Origin of the sequence: Streptomyces sp. NPDC059994, from assembly GCF_042737755.1 — a bacterium.
In the GTDB taxonomy this organism is placed as follows: domain Bacteria; phylum Actinomycetota; class Actinomycetes; order Streptomycetales; family Streptomycetaceae; genus Streptomyces.
The window spans coordinates 47,502-66,737 of the sequence record NZ_JBHWUR010000034.1; the positions used below are offsets into that span (position 1 = coordinate 47,502).

The window sequence follows — 19,236 nt, forward strand, 5'->3', positions numbered from 1 at the left end:
TATGGCGGAGAACAAGCCGCTCAAGGCCCACGACCTCCGTCCCGCCCCGGGCGCCAAGACCGCCAAGACCCGTGTGGGTCGTGGTGAGGCGTCGAAGGGTAAGACGGCCGGCCGTGGTACCAAGGGTACGAAGGCCCGTTACCAGGTTCCGGAGCGCTTCGAGGGTGGCCAGATGCCCCTCCACATGCGTCTTCCGAAGCTGAAGGGCTTCAAGAACCCGTTCCGCACCGAGTTCCAGGTCGTGAACCTGGACAAGCTCGGCGCCCTCTACCCCGAGGGTGGCGAAGTCACCGTTGCCGACCTGGTCGCCAAGGGTGCCGTGCGCAAGAACAGCCTCGTCAAGGTCCTGGGCCAGGGCGAGATCTCCGTGGCGCTGCAGGTGACGGTCGACGCCGTCTCCGGCTCCGCCAAGGAGAAGATTGCCGCCGCTGGCGGCACCGTCACCGAGCTCGTCTGAGACAGCTCGTTGGCCTGAACATCCGACCGGGGATGCCCTCTCAAATGGGGCATCCCCGGTTGGTCGTTCCTAGGGGGGCAGGGTCGCCGGTAAGGTGGCGTGCACTGTCTAAGTTTCCGTGCGGTATGCCGTGCGGTTCCTCTGACTCATCCATATCCGTCGATCCTCAAGACCGTCACCTCTGACGCACCTAGCGCGGGGGTCGCAGGAGGCACCGTGCTCACCGCGTTCGCCCAGGCGTTCAAGACGCCTGACCTGCGCAAGAAGCTGCTCTTCACGCTCGGCATCATCGTGCTCTACCGGATGGGGACGCACGTCCCGATCCCCGGTGTGAGCTACAAGAACGTGCAGATCTGTGTGGACCAGGCCCAGCAGGGCAACAGCCTTTTCGGCCTGGTGAACATGTTCAGCGGCGGCGCGCTGCTGCAGATCACGATCTTCGCGCTGGGCATCATGCCGTACATCACGGCGAGCATCATTCTGCAGCTGCTGACCGTGGTGATCCCGCGCCTGGAGGCCCTCAAGAAGGAGGGTCAGGCCGGCACGGCAAAGATCACGCAGTACACGCGTTATCTGACCGTGGCGCTGGCGATCCTGCAGGGCACCGGCCTGGTGGCCACCGCCCGCAACGGCGCGCTGTTCAGCGGCTGCCAGGTCGCCACCGAGATCGTGCCGAACCACTCGATCTTCACCACCATCACGATGGTGGTCACCATGACCGCCGGCACCGCCGCCGTCATGTGGCTCGGTGAGCTCATCACCGACCGCGGCATCGGCAACGGCATGTCGATCCTGATGTTCATCTCGATCGCCTCCAGCTTCCCGACCTCGCTGTGGGCCATCAAGAAGCAGGGCCACCTGGCGCAGGGCTGGATCGAGTTCAGCACCGTCATCCTGGTCGGCCTCGTCATGGTCGCCCTGGTGGTCTTCGTGGAGCAGGCGCAGCGCCGCATCCCGGTGCAGTACGCGAAGCGCATGATCGGCCGCCGTTCCTACGGCGGTACATCGACCTACATCCCGCTGAAGGTCAACCAGGCGGGTGTGATTCCCGTCATCTTCGCGTCGTCGCTGCTCTATATCCCGGCGCTGGTCGTGCAGTTCTCCAACTCGACCGCGGGCTGGGCGACCTGGGTCAAGGACAACTTCGTCAAGGGCGACCACCCGTACTACATCATCACCTACTTCCTCCTGATCGTGTTCTTCGCCTTCTTCTATGTGGCGATCTCGTTCAACCCCGAGGAAGTCGCTGACAACATGAAGAAGTATGGTGGCTTCATCCCGGGCATCCGGGCTGGTCGACCTACTGCTGAGTACCTGAGCTACGTGCTCAACCGGATCACCTGGCCGGGGTCGCTGTATCTGGGACTGATCGCGCTCGTACCGACGATGGCGTTGGTGATCTTCGGGGCCAACCAGAGCTTCCCGCTGGGCGGGACAAGCATCCTCATCATCGTGGGTGTGGGTCTGGAGACCGTGAAGCAGATCGAGAGCCAGCTCCAGCAGCGCAATTACGAAGGGTTCCTCCGCTGATGCGAATCGTCCTCGTCGGGCCGCCCGGTGCCGGCAAGGGAACGCAGGCCGCGTTCCTCGCCAAGAACCTCGGGATCCCGCACATCTCCACGGGCGACCTCTTCCGTGCCAACATCAGCCAGGGCACGGACTTGGGCAAGCAGGCCAAGTCGTACATGGACGCCGGCAACCTGGTGCCGGACGAGGTCACCATCGGGATGGCCAGGGACCGCATGGCCCAGGCGGACGCCGAGGGCGGCTTCCTGCTCGACGGATTCCCGCGCAACGTGGTACAGGCCGAGGCGCTCGACGAGGCGCTGAAGGCGGACGGTCTGAGGCTCGACGCCGTCCTGGACCTCGAAGTGCCCGAGGACGAGGTCGTGAAGCGGATCGCCGGCCGGCGCATCTGCCGGACCGACTCCGCCCACGTCTTCCACGTCACCTACAACGCGCCGAAGACCGACGGTGTCTGCGACACCTGCGGCGGCGAGCTGTACCAGCGCGGCGACGACACCGAGGACACGGTCCGCAAGCGACTTGAGGTCTACCACAACGAGACCGAGCCGATCATCGACTTCTACCGGGCCCAGGGCCTGGTCGTCACGATCTCGGCGCTCGGCAAGGTCGACGAGGTCACGGAGCGCGCGATGCACGCCCTGAAGGCCGAGAACACGGCCTGACTTCCGGTACGCAGTTGAACGGCCGCGGTGCCCCTCCGGGCGCCGCGGCCGCTGCCGTGTCCGGGCCCGGGTGGCCGTATCGTGGACGTACCCCCGTATCCGTTCCTCCTTCCCCCGCACTCGTTCAGAAAGGCGTCAGTCGCCATGGTGGAGATCAAGACCCCCGAGCAGATCGCGAAGATGCGCGAGGCGGGGTTGGTCGTCGCCGCCATCCACGCGGCGACCCGCGAGGCCGCGGTGCCCGGCGCCACGACGAAGGACCTGGACGAGGTCGCCCGCAAGGTGATCGCCGAGCACGGCGCCAAGTCGAACTTCCTGGGGTACGGCGGGTTCCCCGCCACCATCTGCACCTCGGTCAACGAGGTCGTCGTCCACGGCATCCCGGACGAGAAGACCGTGCTGAAGGACGGCGACGTCATCTCCATCGACGCGGGCGCGATCATCGACGGCTGGCACGGCGACGCGGCCTTCACGGCCTTCGTGGGCTCCGGTCACGCTCCGGAGCTGATCGAGCTCTCCCGGGTGACCGAGGAGTCGATGTGGGCCGGCATCGCGGCGGTGAAGAAGGGCAACCGCCTGGTGGACGTCTCCCGGGCGATCGAGGGCTACATCCGGCGCCAGCCGCGCCCGCCGAAGGGCAAGTACGGGATCATCGAGGAGTACGGCGGCCACGGCATCGGCTCCGAGATGCACATGGACCCGCACCTCCTGAACTACGTGGACAAGCGCCGCCTGCTCGGCCGCCACAACCCGAAGCTGATCCCCGGCTTCTGCCTGGCCATCGAGCCGATGGTGTCCCTGGGCACGCCCCGCACCGAGGTGCTGGAGGACGACTGGACGGTCATCACGACCGACGGGACCTGGTCCTCGCACTGGGAGCACTCGGTCGCCCTGACCGAGGCGGGCCCGATCGTCCTGACCTCCCCGGACTGCGGCAAGGCGAAGCTGGCGGAGTATGGCGTGACGACGGCGCCGGATCCGCTGGCCTGAGCGCTGGGCCGGGGGCCCAGCCGCCGGTCGGAGGCCGGCGCAGCCGCTCGAAGCCTGTGAGGCGCGCCGGCGCCGAGCCCGCGAGGGCGGCAGGGGGAGGGGCCGGCGTGACGACGGCGCCGGATCCGCTGGCCTGAGCGCTGAGCCCGGGGCCCAGCCGCCGGTCGGAGAGCGGCGTCGAGAAGAGTTTCCCGCTGGGGTGTCCCGTCCGGTGCTGTCCGCTTAACGATCTAGTGTTGAGGGCAAGCTTCCCTGATTCGTCTTTTCGGGTGCCCTGACGTAGACTGATGCGTCGGCTCTGGTGTACCCGTGTGTCCGCACACGAGCGCGAGAGTCGATCAAGGTAGCCGATTCGAAAGGCGAAGCGTGGCCAAGAAGCAAGGTGCCATCGAAATCGAGGGCACCGTGATCGAGTCCCTCCCGAACGCCATGTTCAAGGTGGAACTCCAGAACGGTCACAAAGTCCTCGCGCACATCAGCGGCAAGATGCGGATGCACTACATCCGTATCCTCCCGGATGACCGGGTCGTGGTGGAGCTCTCTCCGTACGACCTGACGCGTGGGCGGATCGTCTACCGGTACAAGTAGATCTCACGACCCGGAGAACCTGAATCCCATGAAGGTCAAGCCGAGCGTCAAGAAGATCTGCGACAAGTGCAAGGTGATCCGCCGTCACGGCCGGGTCATGGTCATCTGCGACAACCTGCGCCACAAGCAGCGCCAGGGCTGACGCACGCCGACCGACCTGCATTTACGCAGTTCTTCGCGCGACGCACGTAAACGTACATACGCAGAGCCCGTCGGGCCGTGTTCCACGGTTGACGACACCTCCGGCGGGGGCCGGGGACCCGGACGTACCACCTCTCAGCAGAGACGGTCGGCGGTCGGGAGTGGTTCTGCGGAAGACCCCCGAACACACAGGAGCCATTGAATGGCACGCGTTTCCGGTGTTGACATCCCCCGCGAAAAGCGGGTGGAGATCGCACTCACCTACGTCTTCGGTATCGGGCGCACCCGGTCCAAGGAGATCCTCGACTCCACCGGCGTGAACCCGAACACCCGCGTTCGTGACCTGGCCGAAGAGGACCTGGTCAAGATCCGCGAGTACGTGGACGCCAACCTCCGCACCGAGGGTGACCTCCGCCGCGAGATCCAGGCCGACATCCGCCGCAAGGTCGAGATCGGCTGCTACCAGGGTCTGCGTCACCGTCGTGGCCTTCCGGTCCACGGCCAGCGCACCAGCACGAACGCCCGTACCCGCAAGGGCCCGCGTCGCGCGATCGCCGGTAAGAAGAAGCCGGGCAAGAAGTAGTCCTCAGCCGGACGCTTACTCAGCGGTCTTCGCTGTAGGACCGACCACCTCCCGTAGGAGATTTAGATGCCCCCCAAGGGTCGTCAGGGCGCTGCCAAGAAGGTGCGCCGCAAGGAAAAGAAGAACGTCGCTCACGGGCACGCCCACATCAAGAGCACGTTCAACAACACCATCGTCTCGATCACGGACCCCTCGGGCAACGTGATCTCCTGGGCGTCCGCCGGCCACGTCGGCTTCAAGGGCTCCCGCAAGTCGACTCCGTTCGCCGCGCAGATGGCCGCCGAGTCGGCTGCCCGCCGCGCGCAGGAGCACGGCATGCGCAAGGTTGACGTCTTCGTCAAGGGTCCGGGCTCCGGCCGCGAGACCGCGATCCGCTCCCTCCAGGCCACTGGCCTTGAGGTCGGCTCGATCCAGGACGTCACCCCGACGCCGCACAACGGCTGCCGTCCGCCCAAGCGCCGCCGCGTCTGATCCGGGGCGGCGCCCTCTCCGCGCAAGCGGAGGTGAACCGCGCCGCCGCGTCTGACGCACGGCTGCTGGACTGAGGTTTCGGGCGGTACGGCTCTTCGGAGGCGTGCCGCCCGTACCCTTGCAGTACGTACCACCACGAGGGCGTCAAATAGTGGGCGCCCACGACTGAAGGAACACACATGCTTATCGCTCAGCGTCCCTCGCTGACCGAAGAGGTCGTCGACGAGTACCGCTCGCGGTTCGTGATCGAGCCGCTGGAGCCGGGCTTCGGCTACACCCTCGGCAACTCCCTGCGCCGCACCCTCCTGTCCTCGATTCCGGGCGCCGCTGTCACCAGCATCCGGATCGACGGCGTTCTGCACGAGTTCACCACCGTGCCGGGCGTCAAGGAGGACGTGACCGACCTCATCCTCAACATCAAGCAGCTGGTCGTCTCCTCGGAGCACGACGAGCCGGTCGTGATGTACCTGCGCAAGCAGGGCCCGGGTCTCGTCACCGCCGCCGACATCGCGCCCCCGGCCGGTGTCGAGGTGCACAACCCCGACCTGGTCCTCGCCACGCTGAACGGCAAGGGCAAGCTGGAGATGGAGCTGACCGTCGAGCGCGGTCGCGGCTACGTCTCCGCCGTGCAGAACAAGCAGGTGGGCCAGGAGATCGGCCGTATCCCGGTCGACTCCATCTACTCGCCGGTGCTCAAGGTCACGTACAAGGTCGAGGCGACCCGTGTCGAGCAGCGCACCGACTTCGACAAGCTGATCGTCGACGTCGAGACCAAGCAGGCCATGCGCCCGCGTGACGCCATGGCGTCCGCCGGTAAGACCCTGGTCGAGCTGTTCGGTCTGGCGCGCGAGCTCAACATCGACGCCGAGGGCATCGACATGGGCCCGTCCCCCACGGACGCCGCCCTCGCCGCTGATCTCGCCCTGCCGATCGAGGAGCTTGAGCTCACCGTTCGGTCGTACAACTGCCTCAAGCGTGAGGGCATCCACTCCGTGGGTGAGCTCGTGGCGCGCTCCGAGGCCGACCTGCTCGACATCCGCAACTTCGGTGCGAAGTCGATCGACGAGGTCAAGGCGAAGCTGGCCGGCATGGGCCTGGCCCTCAAGGACAGCCCGCCCGGATTCGACCCGACCGCCGCCGCCGACGCCTTCGGCGCCGACGACGACGCGGACGCCGGTTTCGTCGAGACCGAGCAGTACTAAGAGAAACTTCCGGCTCGCACTAGCGGGTCGGTAACTGACACCGGTACCTGACACGGCCGGTGCAGACACTAGGAGAAACACCATGCCGCGTCCCGCAAAGGGTGCCCGTCTGGGCGGCAGCGCCGCGCACGAGCGTCTGCTTCTCGCCAACCTGGCGAAGTCGCTGTTCGAGCACGGCCGCATCACGACGACCGAGGCCAAGGCCCGCCGCCTGCGTCCGGTCGCCGAGCGCCTGATCACCAAGGCGAAGAAGGGCGACATCCACAACCGTCGCCTGGTGCTGCAGACGATCACCGACAAGGGCATCGTCCACACCCTCTTCACCGAGATCGCGCCGCGCTTCTCGGAGCGTCCGGGTGGTTACACCCGTATCACCAAGATCGGCAACCGCCGTGGTGACAACGCGCCGATGGCCGTGATCGAGCTGGTCGAGGGCGAGATCGCCAAGAAGGCGACCGTCGCCGAGGCCGAGGCCGCTGCGAAGCGCGCCGTCAAGGAGGCCGACGAGGCCAAGGCCGCCGAGGCGACCGAGGTCGAGGACGCCGCCCCGGCGGAGGAGTCGAAGGACGCGTAAGCGTTCCGCAGACTGACGGACGGGTCCGTTCCCTTCGGGGGACGGACCCGTCCCGCTTTTGCTGCCGGTCCGGGAGGACCGGTCTGAGAGGATCAGTTACGTGAGTGATGAGGTGGAGCCCGGCCGCGTCCGGGTGCGTCTTGACCTGTCGTACGACGGCAAGGACTTCTCCGGCTGGGCCAAGCAGCCCAGCGGCCGGCGGACGGTCCAGGGCGAGATCGAGAGCGCGCTGCGCACGGTGACGCGGGCGTCCGAGACGTACGCCCTGACGGTCGCCGGGCGCACCGACGCGGGCGTGCACGCGCGCGGGCAGGTGGCCCATGTCGACCTGCCCGAGGAGGTCTGGGCCGAGCACCGCGAGAAGCTGCTGCGGCGCCTCGCGGGACGACTGCCGCACGACATCCGGATCTGGCGGGTCGCGGAGGCCCCCGGCGGGTTCAACGCGCGCTTCTCCGCGATCTGGCGGCGGTACGCGTACCGGGTGACCGACAACCCCGGCGGCGTCGACCCGCTCCTGCGCGGCCATGTGCTTTGGCACGACTGGGAGTTGGACGTCGACGCGATGAACGCGGCCTCGGCCGCGCTGCTGGGTGAGCACGACTTCGCGGCGTACTGCAAGAAGCGCGAGGGCGCCACCACCATCCGCACGCTCCAGAAGCTGTCCTGGGTGCGGGGCGAGGACGGCGTCGTCACGGCGACCGTGCGGGCGGACGCGTTCTGCCACAACATGGTCCGCTCGCTGGTGGGCGCGCTGCTGTACGTCGGTGACGGGCACCGGGGTGTGGAGTGGCCGGGCAAGGTGCTGGCGGCGGCGGTACGGGACTCGTCGGTGCACGTGGTCAAGCCGCACGGGCTCACCCTGGAGGAAGTCGGCTACCCCGCCGACGAGTTGCTGGCCGCGCGCAGCCGCGAGGCGCGGAACATGCGGACGCTGCCGGGGGCCGACGCGGGGGCGGGCTGCTGCTGACGGGGGCGCCGCTTGGGGGGCGCAGGACAACCATCTTCGGTGGTCGCTGGTCTGGGTGACCATGAGATCTGTCCTGAAAATGAGATCCGTCCCTTCTCTTGCCGCTGCCTCGGGGCTGGTCGCGGGGCTGGTCGCGCTGGGCCTCGCGGGCCCGGCGCGGGCCGCCGAAACGCCGGGTGACGCGGCGCAGTTGGCGTTCGGCTGGACCGACATGCCGAAGCAGTCCAAGGCGGACACCGTGCTGCACAGCCGGTTCGCCCTGGTCAACAAGGGCAAGGCCGCCGTCCCCGACGGGGTGATCCTCTCCATCCGGGCCACCCGGGGCCTGGACCTGACGCAGCACTTCTCCAACTGCGAGTACGGCGACAGCAAGTGGTACTCGTACGAGCGCCGGCTCCTGTGCTTCGTGCCGGGTGCCGTCGAGGCGGGCGCGGCCTACGAGCTGTCGTCGAAGCTGGATGTGGCGGCGGGTCACATCGCGTACAAGGAGTGGCTCTTCGCCGCCGCGCTCCCGGACACGCCGGCCAACCGGGCGGAGCTGCGCGGCGACGCCAAGGCGGTCAAGGGCGAGGGCCCCGAGCTGAAGCTGAACAGGCTGCCGGAGGGTGCGCCCGACCCGAAGCCGCTGGGCGAGGACGAGTTCATCTTCGCGAACAAGGCCGACTTCGCGGTGACCGGCACCCGGGTGAAGGGCGCGCCGGGCCAGACCGTGAAGGCGACCGTGGAGTTCCGCAACCTCGGGCCCGCGTGGGTGAACGAGCTGTGGCGCCAGCGGTCCATCACGGGCCTCGCGATCGACTTCCCCGCCGGTGTGGAGGTGACCAAGGCGCCGGCCCACTGTGCCCCTCCGAACCCGCCGGACTTCCCGTCCGAGCCCGGCGTCGACTACACGTGCTTCACCAGCTACATCGTGACCGAGGACGAGCGGGACGCGTTCACGTTCGAGGTGCGGCTCGGCAAGAAGGCCGGGACGGCCAAGGGGAGCGCCGGGATCACGGCCGCGCCGATCGACCCCACCGAGAAGAACAACACGGCTGAGCTGGTCTTCGAGACGGCGGCCGAGGGTTCTGGGACGGGCGGGACTACGGGTGGAACCACGGGTGGCACCACCACGACGGGCGGCACGTCCGGCTCCACCGGGGGCTCCGCCTCGGGCGGGTCCACCTCGGGCGGGTCCACCTCTGGTGGCACGTCCGGTACATCCGGCTCGTCCGGTGGTGGCACCACGGGCGGCACATCCGGGACCACCGGCGGATCCGGCGGCCATCTCGCCGCGACCGGTACCTCGGTCACCCCCGCCCTGGGCGGTGGGGCGCTGCTCCTGGTTGTCTCGGGCGCGGCCGCAAGGGTCGCGGCCAAGCGCCGTCGGGGCTGAGGTTCCGCTTCGGCCGCGGGCCGTCTGTGGCGGGTCGCTCCCCCAAGTTCTCGGCTTCGCTCGAACAGAGGACCCTCATCGCGGCGGAGCCGCACTTGTCACAGCCCCGCGCTCCTATGGGGCGCCCGGTGCCGTCGCGGCCGCCTGGGCCTGGGCCTCGCCGCGGGCGACGATCTGGCGGAAGGTGAATTCGGCCAGATCGTCGCCCGCGGCGAAGGCGTTCTTGTCGCCCTTGGTGACGCTCTTGCCGTCGGTGTAGCCGCTGATGCTGAAGTACGCGTACCGGCCGTACGAGTTGGAGAGGTTGCGGCAGACCGCGTGGCCGCCGTCGCAGAACCCGGAGACCCCGTCGCCGGTGAGCGGGGCGAGGCCGATGCCCGCCTGCTGCTTGGCGCGCAGCGCCTTCGCCTCGGTCTCGAAGGTGGCCACGCCTATGGTCACGGCGACGCCGTCCCTCATATAGGTGGCCCGGATGACCTGGTCGCAGCCGTTGGACGTGAGGGCCGAGCCGAGCGAGCCGCGGGTCGCGGCGGCGCAGTCGGTGGTCCGGGCGGTGGCGCCCTTGGTGTAGGCGCGGTCGCCCATCTTCAGCGTCTTGCCGGGGAAGAGCGTGTCGGCGCTCAGCGGCGCCTTGTCCTTCTTGGCGCTGGATATGAAGTCGTGCGGGTTGGGCGGGGGCGGCGGCGCCACCGACGAGAACGACGGCTGCGGCTCGGCGGTGCCGCTGGGCAGCGTCTGCGCGGAGGGCAGCTCGCTCGCGGACTTCCCGTCGGCGCCGTTCTTGGAGTCACCGGTGCTCACGATGGCGGTCGCGACGATGGCCACCACCGCGGCCGTGGCGATCGCCCCGCCGCCGATCAGCAGCCAGCGCTTCTTGCGGCCGCGCGCCGCGGCCTCGTCGGCGAGCGCCGCCCAGTCCGGTGTGCCGTTGCCGTTGTCCCCCGGGCCCCATGCGGGTCCCCCTTGCCCAAAGCTCATGGCGCGCATCTTAATTCGGTTGTGGGCGGACGTACGGAGTGGGCGACAATCCGCGTATGGGACATGTAGAGGCCGCACACCTGGAGTACTACCTGCCGGACGGGCGGGTCCTGCTCGGCGACGCGTCGTTCCGGGTGGGGGAGGGTGCGGTGGTGGCCCTGGTCGGGGCGAACGGCGCCGGAAAGACGACCCTGCTTCGGATGATCTCCGGCGAGCTCCAGCCGCACGGCGGGACCGTCACCGTGGGCGGCGGACTCGGTGTGATGCCGCAGTTCGTGGGCTCGGTGCGGGACGAGCGTACGGTCCGTGACCTGCTGGTCTCGGTGGCCCAGCCGAGGATCCGGGAGGCGGCGGCCGAGGTGGACCGGGCCGAGCACCTGATCATGACGGTCGACGACGAGGCCGCGCAGATGGCGTACGCGCAGGCACTGAGCGACTGGGCGGAGGCGCGTGGGTACGAGGCCGAGACGGTCTGGGACATGTGCACGATGGCCGCGCTCGGCGTTCCGTACGAGAAGGCGCAGTTCCGGCAGGTGCGCACGCTCTCCGGCGGCGAGCAGAAGCGGCTCGTCCTGGAGTCGCTGCTGCGCGGCCCGGAGGAGGTGCTGCTGCTCGACGAGCCGGACAACTACCTCGACGTGCCGGGCAAGCGCTGGCTGGAGGAGAAGCTGAAGGAGACCCGCAAGACGGTCCTCTTCGTCTCCCACGACCGCGAGCTGCTCTCGCGGGCCGCCGACAAGATCGTGAGCCTGGAGCCGAGCCCGGCGGGCACGGACGTGTGGGTGCACGGCGGCGGCTTCGCCACGTACCACGACGCCCGCAAGGAGCGGTTCGCCCGCTTCGAGGAGCTCAAGCGGCGCTGGGACGAGGAGCACGCGCGGCTGAAGGCGCTGGTGCTGCGGCTGCGCAACCAGGCGGCGATCAGCCCGGACATGGCGTCGCGGTACCGGGCGATGCAGACCCGCTTCAAGAAGTTCGAGGAGGCCGGGCCGCCGCCGGAGCCGCCGCGCGAGCAGGAGATCTCGATGCGGCTGCGGGGTGGGCGTACCGGTATACGTGCCGTGACCTGCGAAAACCTTGAGCTGACCGGGCTCATGAAGCCGTTCTCGCTGGAGATCTTCTACGGCGAGCGGGTGGCGGTCCTCGGGTCGAACGGCTCGGGGAAGTCGCACTTCCTGCGGCTGCTTGCCGGGGACGCGTCGGTGGCGTCCACGGGCACCTGGAAGCTGGGGGCGCGGGTGGTTCCCGGCCACTTCGCGCAGACTCACGCGCACCCGGAGCTGCTGGGGCGCACGCTCGTCGACATCTTGTGGACGGAGCACGCGAAGGACCGGGGCGGGGCGATGTCGGTGCTGCGGCGGTACGAGCTGGAGCGCCAGGGCGACCAGGCCTTCGAGAAGCTCTCCGGCGGCCAGCAGGCCCGCTTCCAGATCCTCCTCCTGGAGCTCTCCGGGACCACGGCGCTGCTCCTGGACGAGCCGACGGACAACCTCGACCTGGAGTCGGCGGAGGCGCTCCAGGACGGGCTGGAGGCGTACGAGGGCACGGTCCTCGCCGTCACCCACGACCGCTGGTTCGCGAAGTCCTTCGACCGCTACCTGGTCTTCGGCTCGGACGGGGTCGTACGGGAGACGGGGGAGCCGGTGTGGGACGAGCGGCGGGTGGAGCGGGCGAGGTGAGCCCCACCCCGCCCCTTCCCTAAACCCTCCGGGGGTGGGTGGGGGTTGAGGCGGCTCTCCCGGGGGCTACGCCCCCAGACCCCGGGGCGGGGTTACGCCCCTGCGCCCCTGGCGGGGCCTGCACCCCTGCACCCCTTGCGGGGCCTGCACCCCTGCACCCTGCTTACGGGGGGCTGCGCCCCGGTACCCCCGCCGGGGCTGCGCCCCCGCCCCCGCTTCGGGGCTCCGCCCCGGACCCCGCTCCTCAAACGCCGGAGGGGCTGGATGTACGGGCCCCGCCGCTCAAACGCCGGAGGGGCTGAAGGTGCAGGCTCCATCCCTCACTCCGGAGGACTGCATGTGGCCGGGCCCCGTGCTGCCTCAAGGGGCGCGGGGAACTGCGCGACCAGCCACACACAGCCCGCAGACGAACCCCGCACGCCCGAAGGGCCCCGCGGCGGTGCTGCGCTACCAGCCGCAGGCAGCCCGCAGACGAGCCCCGCACCCCCGAAGGGCCCCGCGGCGGTGCTGCGCGACCAGCCACACACAGCCCGCAGACGAACCCCGCACCCCCGAAGGGCCCCGCGGCGCTGCTGCGCTACCAGCCGCAAGCAGCCCGCAGACGAACCCCGCACCCCCAAAGGGCTCCGCGGGGTACTGCGTGGCCGGCCCCCACCCGCCCGCAGACGAACATGCGCCCACTGAGGGCGCGCTCCCACCGGCCCGCAGGCGAACACGCACCCACCTGGGGGGCCCGCAGGGCAAAAACTCGGCCCCCGGGGCGCGGTTTTGACCCGCACGGGGGACCCCGGGTATTCTTCTGGTTCGTTATGCGTATTGGCTTGGTCGTTCTCACGCGAGGGGCCATTACGTAGGTTCTCTGGAGCAGTTACCAGTGGCTCGCATACGGGCAGCGTCCCCGGCACTGTGAGTCCAAGCTGCATGATCGCTTCAGGGTGCAATGTGTCTGGACCCCATCCACTGAAGAAGCGAAGGCTACGACCGTGCGTACGTACAGCCCCAAGCCCGGCGACATCACTCGCCAGTGGCACGTCATTGACGCGCAGGACGTCGTCCTGGGCCGTCTGGCGACGACCGCTGCCAACCTCCTCCGGGGCAAGCACAAGCCTGTGTATGCGCCCCACATGGACATGGGTGACTTCGTCATCATCATCAACGCCGACAAGGTTCACCTGTCCGGCAACAAGCGCGAGCAGAAGCTGGCCTACCGCCACTCCGGCTACCCGGGCGGTCTGCGCTCGGTGCGCTACGACGACCTGCTGAAGAACAACCCGGAGAAGGCCGTCGAGAAGGCCATCCGCGGCATGATCCCCAAGAACACCCTGGGCCGTCAGATGCTCTCGAAGCTGAAGGTCTACTCGGGCGACCAGCACCCCCACGCTGCCCAGCAGCCGGTGCCGTTCGAGATCACCCAGGTCGCGCAGTAGTTCCGGCCACACCCCCTAAGACAGAAAAGAATCTGAGGAGCATCGTGGCCGAGACCACTGTCGAGACCCCCGTCGAGGGCGAAGAGACCTACGCGGAGGTCACCACCTTCGAGTCCGAGGTCCCCGTCGAGGGCGAGTACACCACCGAGTCGCTGGCGTCCCGCTTCGGCGACCCGCAGCCCGCCGCCGGCCTGGGCCGTCGCAAGAACGCCATCGCCCGCGTCCGGATCGTCCCGGGCACCGGCAAGTGGAAGATCAACGGGCGTACGCTCGAGGACTACTTCCCGAACAAGGTCCACCAGCAGGAAGTCAACGAGCCCTTCAAGGTGCTTGAGCTCGACAACCGCTACGACGTCATCGCCCGCATCTCGGGTGGCGGCGTGTCCGGCCAGGCCGGCGCCCTGCGCCTCGGCGTGGCCCGTGCGCTGAACGAGGCGGACGTCGAGAACAACCGCCCGGCGCTGAAGAAGGCCGGCTTCCTCTCCCGCGACGACCGTGCGGTCGAGCGCAAGAAGGCCGGTCTCAAGAAGGCCCGTAAGGCCCCGCAGTACAGCAAGCGCTAAATCGCGCCTGCCGCCTGTACGGCTCTCGTCCGCCCCGGCAGCACTCTTCGTGCTGCCGGGGCGGGCTTGTTTTTGGCACCAGTGGTGGGCGCCCGGGTGCGGCGCCTGGTGGATCTCTATGGAGGACAGCAGTGGGACGACTCTTCGGCACCGACGGTGTACGCGGTATGGCCAACGCAGATCTGACGGCTGAGCTCGCGCTCGGCCTGTCGGTCGCGGCGGCCCATGTACTCGCCGAGGCGGGTACCTTCGCGGGCCATCGGCCCACCGCGGTGGTCGGGCGCGATCCCCGCGCGTCCGGGGAGTTCCTGGAGGCCGCGGTCGTCGCGGGCCTCGCCAGCGCGGGCGTCGACGTGCTGCGCGTCGGCGTGCTGCCGACCCCGGCCGTGGCGTATCTCACGGGCGCGCTCGGCGCGGACCTCGGTGTGATGCTCTCCGCCAGCCACAACGCCATGCCCGACAACGGCATCAAGTTCTTCGCGCGCGGCGGCCACAAGCTCGCCGACGAGCTGGAGGACCGCATCGAGCGCGTCTACGACCAGCACCGTACGGGCGAGCCGTGGGAGCGGCCGACCGGCGCCGGCGTGGGCCGCGTCCGCTCGTACGAGGAGGGCTTCGACAAGTACGTCGCCCACCTCATCGGCGTGCTGCCGAACCGCCTCGACGGTCTGAAGGTCGTCCTCGACGAGGCGCACGGCGCGGCCGCCCGGGTCTCGCCGGAGGCCTTCACGCGGGCCGGTGCCGAGATCGTCACGATCGGCGCCGAGCCGGACGGGCTCAACATCAACGACGGCTGCGGCTCGACCCACCTCGACCTGCTGAAGGCCGCCGTCGTCGAGCACGGCGCCGACCTCGGTATCGCGCACGACGGCGACGCGGACCGCTGCCTGGCCGTCGACGCGCAGGGCAACGAGGTCGACGGCGACCAGATCCTCGCCGTGCTCGCGCTGGCCATGCGCGAGCAGGGCACCCTGCGGGGCGACGCCGTCGTCGGCACGGTCATGTCGAACCTCGGCTTCAAGATCGCCATGGAGCGCGAGGGCCTCCAGCTGGTCCAGACGGGCGTCGGCGACCGGTACGTCCTGGAGGCGATGAAGGAGCACGGTTACGCGCTGGGCGGCGAGCAGTCCGGCCACGTGATCATCCTCGACCACGCGACCACCGGCGACGGCACGCTCACCGGTCTGATGCTGGCGGCCCGCGTCGCCGCGACCGGCCGTACCCTGGCCGACCTCGCGGGTGTCATGGAGCGTCTGCCGCAGGTCCTGGTCAACGTGCCGGACGTCGACAAGTCCCGGGTGTCCACCTCGGCCGAGCTGACCTCCGCGGTCATCGAGGCCGAGCGCGAGCTGGGCTCCACGGGCCGGGTGCTGCTGCGCCCGTCGGGCACCGAGCCGCTGGTGCGCGTCATGGTCGAGGCCGCCGACATCGACCAGGCGCGGTCGGTGGCGGGCCGTCTGGCCGACGTGGTGAAGTCCGCGCTGGGCTAGGCCGGTCGCGTACGTTCGTACGCCCAACGAGCGGGCCCGCCGGGGGAGTTCCCCCGGCGGGCCCGTTTGTGTTCGCGGACCGGCTACAGCTTGCGCAGGGACAGCTTCTGGACCTTGTGGTCGGCGCCCTTGCGGACGACGAGGGTGGCGCGGCCGCGGGTGGGGGCCACGTTCTCCACCAGGTTGGGCCGGTTGATGGTCCGCCAGGCGGTGCGCGCGTAGTCGAGCGCCTCCTCCTCGGAGACCTGGGTGTACTTGCGGAAGTACGAGGACGGGTTCTGGAAGGCCGTCTCGCGCAGCTTGCGGAAACGATTCAGGTACCAGGTCTCGATGTCCTCGGTACGGGCGTCCACGTACACGCTGAAGTCGAAGTAGTCGGCGAGGCCGACCCGGGTGCGCCCGTCCTGGCCCGGCAGGGCGGGCTGGAGCACGTTGAGGCCCTCGACGATGAGGATGTCCGGGCGGCGCACGGTGAGCACCTCGCCGGGCACCCTGTCGTAGATCAGGTGCGAGTAGACGGGCGCGGTGACCTCGTCCTTGCCCGCCTTGATGTCGGCGACGAACCGCGTCAGCGCGCGGCGGTCGTAGGACTCCGGGAAACCCTTGCGCGACATCAGGCCGCGCCGCTGGAGCTCGGCCATCGGGTAGAGGAACCCGTCGGTGGTGACGCGCTCCACGCGCGGGTGCTCGGGCCAGCGGGCCAGCATCGCCTGGAGGAGCCGGGCCACCGTGGACTTGCCGACGGCGACCGATCCGGCCACGCCTATGACGAACGGGGTGCCGCGCTGGGCGCCGTGCCCGTTCTTGCCCGCGTCGCCCAGGAACGTGTTGAGGGCGCCGCGCAGCTCGGCGGTGGCCTGGACGTACAGGTTGAGCAGCTGCGAGAGCGGCAGATAGATGTCCCGCACCTCGTCGAGGTCGATGACGTCGCCGAGTCCGCGCAGCCGCTCCACCTCCTCGGCGGTCAGCGGCAGCGGCGTCTTGTCCCGCAGTGCGCTCCACTCGCTGCGGGTGAGGTCGACGTACGGCGTCGAGTCCGCCCGGCGTTGGGCGCTTCGTGGCGGCGAAGTGATCACAGGCCCATTGTCGGGGCTGGCGGCCGGATGTGGGGGGTGGGGTGGGTCACGCGGCGGACCGCCCCGGGCGGGGCCGCGGCAGTGGGCCCGATTCGCGGCCGTGCGGTCGTAGGCTGCCGCCATGTGCGGAATCGTCGGGTACGTGGGAGCGCAGTCAGCGCTCGATGTTGTCATCGCCGGGCTGAAGCGGCTCGAATACCGGGGCTACGACTCGGCGGGGATCGCGGTCCTCGCCGACGGCGGGCTGGCCGCGGCCAAGAAGGCGGGCAAGCTCGTCAACCTGGAGAAGGCCCTGGTGGACCGGCCGCTGCCGAGCGGCTCCACGGGCATCGGGCACACCCGCTGGGCCACCCACGGCGGGCCGACCGACGCCAACGCCCATCCGCACCTCGACAACGCGGGCCGGGTCGCGGTCGTCCACAACGGCATCATCGAGAACTTCGCGGCGCTGCGGGCGGAGCTGGAGGAGCGCGGCCACGCCCTGGCCTCCGAGACGGACACCGAGGTCGTCGCCCACCTCCTGGCGGAGGCGTACTCCTCGACCGAGGACCTCGCGGAGGCGATGCGGCAGGTGTGCCGACGGCTCGACGGGGCGTTCACGCTGGTCGCGGTGCACGCCGACGAGCCGGACGTGGTGGTCGGGGCGCGGCGGAACTCCCCGCTGGTGGTGGGCGTTGGAGAGGGTGAGTCCTTCCTCGCCTCGGACGTGGCCGCGTTCATCGCCCACACGCGGTCCGCGATCGAGCTGGGCCAGGACCAGGTCGTGGAGCTGCGGCGGGACGGTGTGACGGTCACCGACTTCGACGGGGCTCCCGCACAGGTGCGGTCGTACCACGTGGACTGGGACGCGTCGGCCGCGGAGAAGGGGGGCTATGACTACTTCATGCTCAAGGAGATCGCCGAGCAGCCCAAGGCCGTGGCCGATACGCTGCTCGGCCGGATCGACGGCGCGGGTTCGCTGACGCTCGACGAGGTCCGCATCCCGGCCTCGGTGCTGCGCGAGGTCGACAAGGTCGTGATCGTCGCGTGCGGTACGGCGTACCACGCGGGCATGATCGCCAAGCTGGCGATCGAGCACTGGACGCGAATCCCCTGCGAGACGGAGCTCGCCAGCGAGTTCCGCTACCGGGACCCGATCCTCGACCAGCGCACGCTGGTGATCGCGATCTCGCAGTCCGGCGAGACCATGGACACCCTGATGGCGCTGCGGCACGCCCGCGAGCAGGGCGCGAAGGTGCTGGCGATCTGCAACACCAACGGCTCGACGATTCCGCGCGAGTCGGACGCGGTGCTGTACACGCACGCGGGCCCGGAGGTCGCCGTCGCCTCCACGAAGGCGTTCCTGACCCAGCTGGTGGCCTGCTATCTGGTCGCCCTGTATCTGGGCCAGGTGCGCGGGACGAAGTGGGGCGACGAGATCCGGGCGGTGATCCGGGACCTGGCGTCGATCGCGCAGGACGTCGACCAGGTGCTGGAGACGATGGAGCCGGTGCGGGAGCTGGCGCGCTCGCTGGCGGCGAAGAACACGGTGCTGTTCCTGGGCCGCCATGTGGGCTACCCGGTGGCGCTGGAGGGCGCGCTGAAGCTCAAGGAGCTGGCGTACATGCATGCGGAGGGGTTCGCGGCGGGGGAGCTCAAACACGGCCCGATCGCACTGATCGAGCCGGATCTGCCGGTGGTGGTGGTCGTTCCTTCGCCGCGTGGCCGGTCGGTGCTGCACGACAAGATCGTGTCCAACATCCAGGAGATCAGGGCGCGCGGGGCGCGGACGATCGTGATCGCGGAGGTCGGGGACGAGGCGGTGGTGCCGTACGCGGACCATCTGATCCGTATCCCCGCGACGCCGACGCTGCTTCAGCCGCTGGTCGCCACGGTCCCGCTCCAGGTCTTCGCCTGCGAGCTGGCCACGGCGCGGGGCAACGAGGTCGACCAGCCGCGCAATCTGGCGAAGTCGGTCACCGTCGAATGATCATCGGGGTCGGGATCGACGTGGCGGAGGTCCGGCGCTTCGGGGAGTCCCTGGAGCGGACACCCGGGCTGCTCCAACGGCTCTTCGTGGAACAGGAGTTGCTGCTGCCGAGCGGGGAGCGACGGGGCACGGCGTCCCTGGCGGTCCGCTTCGCGGCGAAGGAGGCCCTGGCGAAGGCGCTGGGCGCGCCGGCGGGGCTGCACTGGACGGACGCGGAGGTGTACGTGGAGGAGAGCGGGCAGCCGCGGCTGCGGGTGCGGGGGAGTGTGGCGGCTCGGGCTGAGGCGTTGGGGGTTCGGGGGTGGCATGTTTCGCTGAGTCATGACGCGGGGGTGGCTTCGGCGGTGGTGATCGCGGAGGGGTGACGTTGCCCCGCCCCGCCCCTTTCCCTAAACCCTCCGGGGGTGGGGGGAGGGTGAAGGTGGGTTCTCCCGGGGGCTGCGCCCCCGGACCCCCGTTGCGGGGCCTGCGGCCCCTGCACCCCGCTCACAGGGACTCCTCCCCCGATACCCCCGCC

At 69.6% G+C, this 19,236-nt stretch carries 20 protein-coding genes; 18 read left to right on the forward strand and 2 right to left on the reverse strand.

Going from position 1 to position 19,236, the window contains the following annotated elements:
- Position 1 precedes the first annotated feature (1 nt).
- The 12 genes from rplO to ACFWA7_RS19045 all read left to right on the forward strand — a co-directional run bounded on the left by rplO (position 2) and on the right by ACFWA7_RS19045 (position 9,537).
- Positions 2-457, forward strand: a complete 456-nt coding sequence (gene rplO, locus ACFWA7_RS18990; protein ID WP_067163177.1) for a 50S ribosomal protein L15 — start codon at positions 2-4, stop codon at positions 455-457.
- 216 nt (positions 458-673) lie between these two features.
- Complete coding sequence (secY, locus tag ACFWA7_RS18995) at positions 674-1,987, forward strand: preprotein translocase subunit SecY (protein ID WP_371654205.1); 1,314 nt, start codon at positions 674-676, stop codon at positions 1,985-1,987.
- Complete coding sequence (locus tag ACFWA7_RS19000; protein ID WP_385540312.1) at positions 1,987-2,646, forward strand: adenylate kinase; 660 nt, start codon at positions 1,987-1,989, stop codon at positions 2,644-2,646. Before secY ends, ACFWA7_RS19000 begins: the two co-directional genes overlap by 1 nt.
- A gap of 144 nt (positions 2,647-2,790) precedes the next feature.
- The gene (gene map / locus ACFWA7_RS19005) at positions 2,791-3,636 is read left to right on the forward strand and encodes a type I methionyl aminopeptidase (RefSeq protein ID WP_385540314.1); all 846 of its coding nucleotides are present in this window, start codon (positions 2,791-2,793) and stop codon (positions 3,634-3,636) included.
- 366 nt (positions 3,637-4,002) lie between these two features.
- The gene (infA, locus tag ACFWA7_RS19010; RefSeq protein ID WP_003956442.1) at positions 4,003-4,224 is read left to right on the forward strand and encodes a translation initiation factor IF-1; all 222 of its coding nucleotides are present in this window, start codon (positions 4,003-4,005) and stop codon (positions 4,222-4,224) included.
- A gap of 28 nt (positions 4,225-4,252) precedes the next feature.
- On the forward strand, positions 4,253-4,366 hold the full coding sequence (gene rpmJ / locus ACFWA7_RS19015) for a 50S ribosomal protein L36 (protein ID WP_003956441.1): 114 nt from the start codon (positions 4,253-4,255) through the stop codon (positions 4,364-4,366).
- Between the two features lie 201 nt (positions 4,367-4,567).
- The gene (rpsM, locus tag ACFWA7_RS19020) at positions 4,568-4,948 is read left to right on the forward strand and encodes a 30S ribosomal protein S13 (RefSeq protein WP_356886083.1); all 381 of its coding nucleotides are present in this window, start codon (positions 4,568-4,570) and stop codon (positions 4,946-4,948) included.
- Between the two features lie 66 nt (positions 4,949-5,014).
- A complete protein-coding gene (rpsK, locus tag ACFWA7_RS19025) occupies positions 5,015-5,419 on the forward strand; it encodes a 30S ribosomal protein S11 (protein WP_003956432.1) in 405 nt (134 codons plus the stop codon).
- 179 nt (positions 5,420-5,598) lie between these two features.
- Positions 5,599-6,621, forward strand: a complete 1,023-nt coding sequence (locus ACFWA7_RS19030) for a DNA-directed RNA polymerase subunit alpha (RefSeq protein WP_003956430.1) — start codon at positions 5,599-5,601, stop codon at positions 6,619-6,621.
- 82 nt (positions 6,622-6,703) lie between these two features.
- Complete coding sequence (gene rplQ / locus ACFWA7_RS19035) at positions 6,704-7,195, forward strand: 50S ribosomal protein L17 (protein ID WP_371654208.1); 492 nt, start codon at positions 6,704-6,706, stop codon at positions 7,193-7,195.
- A 100-nt stretch (positions 7,196-7,295) separates the two neighbouring features.
- A complete protein-coding gene (gene truA / locus ACFWA7_RS19040; protein WP_385823986.1) occupies positions 7,296-8,162 on the forward strand; it encodes a tRNA pseudouridine(38-40) synthase TruA in 867 nt (288 codons plus the stop codon).
- A 79-nt stretch (positions 8,163-8,241) separates the two neighbouring features.
- The gene (locus ACFWA7_RS19045; RefSeq protein WP_385823988.1) at positions 8,242-9,537 is read left to right on the forward strand and encodes a hypothetical protein; all 1,296 of its coding nucleotides are present in this window, start codon (positions 8,242-8,244) and stop codon (positions 9,535-9,537) included.
- 114 nt (positions 9,538-9,651) lie between these two features.
- Here ACFWA7_RS19045 and ACFWA7_RS19050 read toward each other — a convergent pair whose 3' ends face one another.
- The gene (locus ACFWA7_RS19050) at positions 9,652-10,515 is read right to left on the reverse strand and encodes a hypothetical protein (RefSeq protein WP_385823990.1); all 864 of its coding nucleotides are present in this window, start codon (positions 10,513-10,515) and stop codon (positions 9,652-9,654) included.
- A 56-nt stretch (positions 10,516-10,571) separates the two neighbouring features.
- Between ACFWA7_RS19050 and ACFWA7_RS19055 the strand changes: the two genes are divergently transcribed.
- The 4 genes from ACFWA7_RS19055 (at position 10,572) to glmM (ending at position 15,674) form a co-directional block, all read left to right on the forward strand.
- The gene (locus ACFWA7_RS19055; RefSeq protein ID WP_385549889.1) at positions 10,572-12,194 is read left to right on the forward strand and encodes an ATP-binding cassette domain-containing protein; all 1,623 of its coding nucleotides are present in this window, start codon (positions 10,572-10,574) and stop codon (positions 12,192-12,194) included.
- Positions 12,195-13,177: 983 nt separating this feature from the next.
- The gene (rplM, locus tag ACFWA7_RS19060) at positions 13,178-13,621 is read left to right on the forward strand and encodes a 50S ribosomal protein L13 (protein WP_385549891.1); all 444 of its coding nucleotides are present in this window, start codon (positions 13,178-13,180) and stop codon (positions 13,619-13,621) included.
- Positions 13,622-13,665: 44 nt separating this feature from the next.
- Positions 13,666-14,184, forward strand: a complete 519-nt coding sequence (gene rpsI / locus ACFWA7_RS19065; RefSeq protein ID WP_358836279.1) for a 30S ribosomal protein S9 — start codon at positions 13,666-13,668, stop codon at positions 14,182-14,184.
- 131 nt (positions 14,185-14,315) lie between these two features.
- On the forward strand, positions 14,316-15,674 hold the full coding sequence (gene glmM / locus ACFWA7_RS19070; protein WP_385823992.1) for a phosphoglucosamine mutase: 1,359 nt from the start codon (positions 14,316-14,318) through the stop codon (positions 15,672-15,674).
- Positions 15,675-15,757: 83 nt separating this feature from the next.
- Here the strand turns inward: glmM and coaA are convergent, their stop codons facing one another.
- Positions 15,758-16,750, reverse strand: a complete 993-nt coding sequence (gene coaA / locus ACFWA7_RS19075; RefSeq protein WP_385549897.1) for a type I pantothenate kinase — start codon at positions 16,748-16,750, stop codon at positions 15,758-15,760.
- Between the two features lie 121 nt (positions 16,751-16,871).
- On the opposite strand from coaA, the gene glmS reads away from it, so the two are divergent.
- A complete protein-coding gene (glmS, locus tag ACFWA7_RS19080) occupies positions 16,872-18,719 on the forward strand; it encodes a glutamine--fructose-6-phosphate transaminase (isomerizing) (RefSeq protein ID WP_385549900.1) in 1,848 nt (615 codons plus the stop codon).
- Positions 18,716-19,084, forward strand: a complete 369-nt coding sequence (locus ACFWA7_RS19085; RefSeq protein ID WP_385549903.1) for a holo-ACP synthase — start codon at positions 18,716-18,718, stop codon at positions 19,082-19,084. The genes glmS and ACFWA7_RS19085 overlap by 4 nt, the downstream gene beginning before the upstream one ends.
- Positions 19,085-19,236 lie beyond the last annotated feature (152 nt).

Excerpts from the sequence above, each read along its gene's own strand:
- rplO (WP_067163177.1), top strand. The coding sequence starts at position 2 with ATGGCGGAGAACAAGCCGCTCAAGGCCCACGACCTCCGTCCCGCCCCG.
- ACFWA7_RS19000 (WP_385540312.1), top strand. The coding sequence starts at position 1,987 with ATGCGAATCGTCCTCGTCGGGCCGCCCGGTGCCGGCAAGGGAACGCAG.
- map (WP_385540314.1), top strand. The coding sequence starts at position 2,791 with ATGGTGGAGATCAAGACCCCCGAGCAGATCGCGAAGATGCGCGAGGCG.
- rpmJ (WP_003956441.1), top strand. The coding sequence starts at position 4,253 with ATGAAGGTCAAGCCGAGCGTCAAGAAGATCTGCGACAAGTGCAAGGTG.
- rpsM (WP_356886083.1), top strand. The coding sequence starts at position 4,568 with ATGGCACGCGTTTCCGGTGTTGACATCCCCCGCGAAAAGCGGGTGGAG.
- rpsK (WP_003956432.1), top strand. The coding sequence starts at position 5,015 with ATGCCCCCCAAGGGTCGTCAGGGCGCTGCCAAGAAGGTGCGCCGCAAG.
- ACFWA7_RS19030 (WP_003956430.1), top strand. The coding sequence starts at position 5,599 with ATGCTTATCGCTCAGCGTCCCTCGCTGACCGAAGAGGTCGTCGACGAG.
- rplQ (WP_371654208.1), top strand. The coding sequence starts at position 6,704 with ATGCCGCGTCCCGCAAAGGGTGCCCGTCTGGGCGGCAGCGCCGCGCAC.
- ACFWA7_RS19045 (WP_385823988.1), top strand. The coding sequence starts at position 8,242 with ATGAGATCCGTCCCTTCTCTTGCCGCTGCCTCGGGGCTGGTCGCGGGG.
- ACFWA7_RS19050 (WP_385823990.1), bottom strand. The coding sequence starts at position 10,515 with ATGAGCTTTGGGCAAGGGGGACCCGCATGGGGCCCGGGGGACAACGGC.
- ACFWA7_RS19055 (WP_385549889.1), top strand. The coding sequence starts at position 10,572 with ATGGGACATGTAGAGGCCGCACACCTGGAGTACTACCTGCCGGACGGG.
- glmS (WP_385549900.1), top strand. The coding sequence starts at position 16,872 with ATGTGCGGAATCGTCGGGTACGTGGGAGCGCAGTCAGCGCTCGATGTT.
- ACFWA7_RS19085 (WP_385549903.1), top strand. The coding sequence starts at position 18,716 with ATGATCATCGGGGTCGGGATCGACGTGGCGGAGGTCCGGCGCTTCGGG.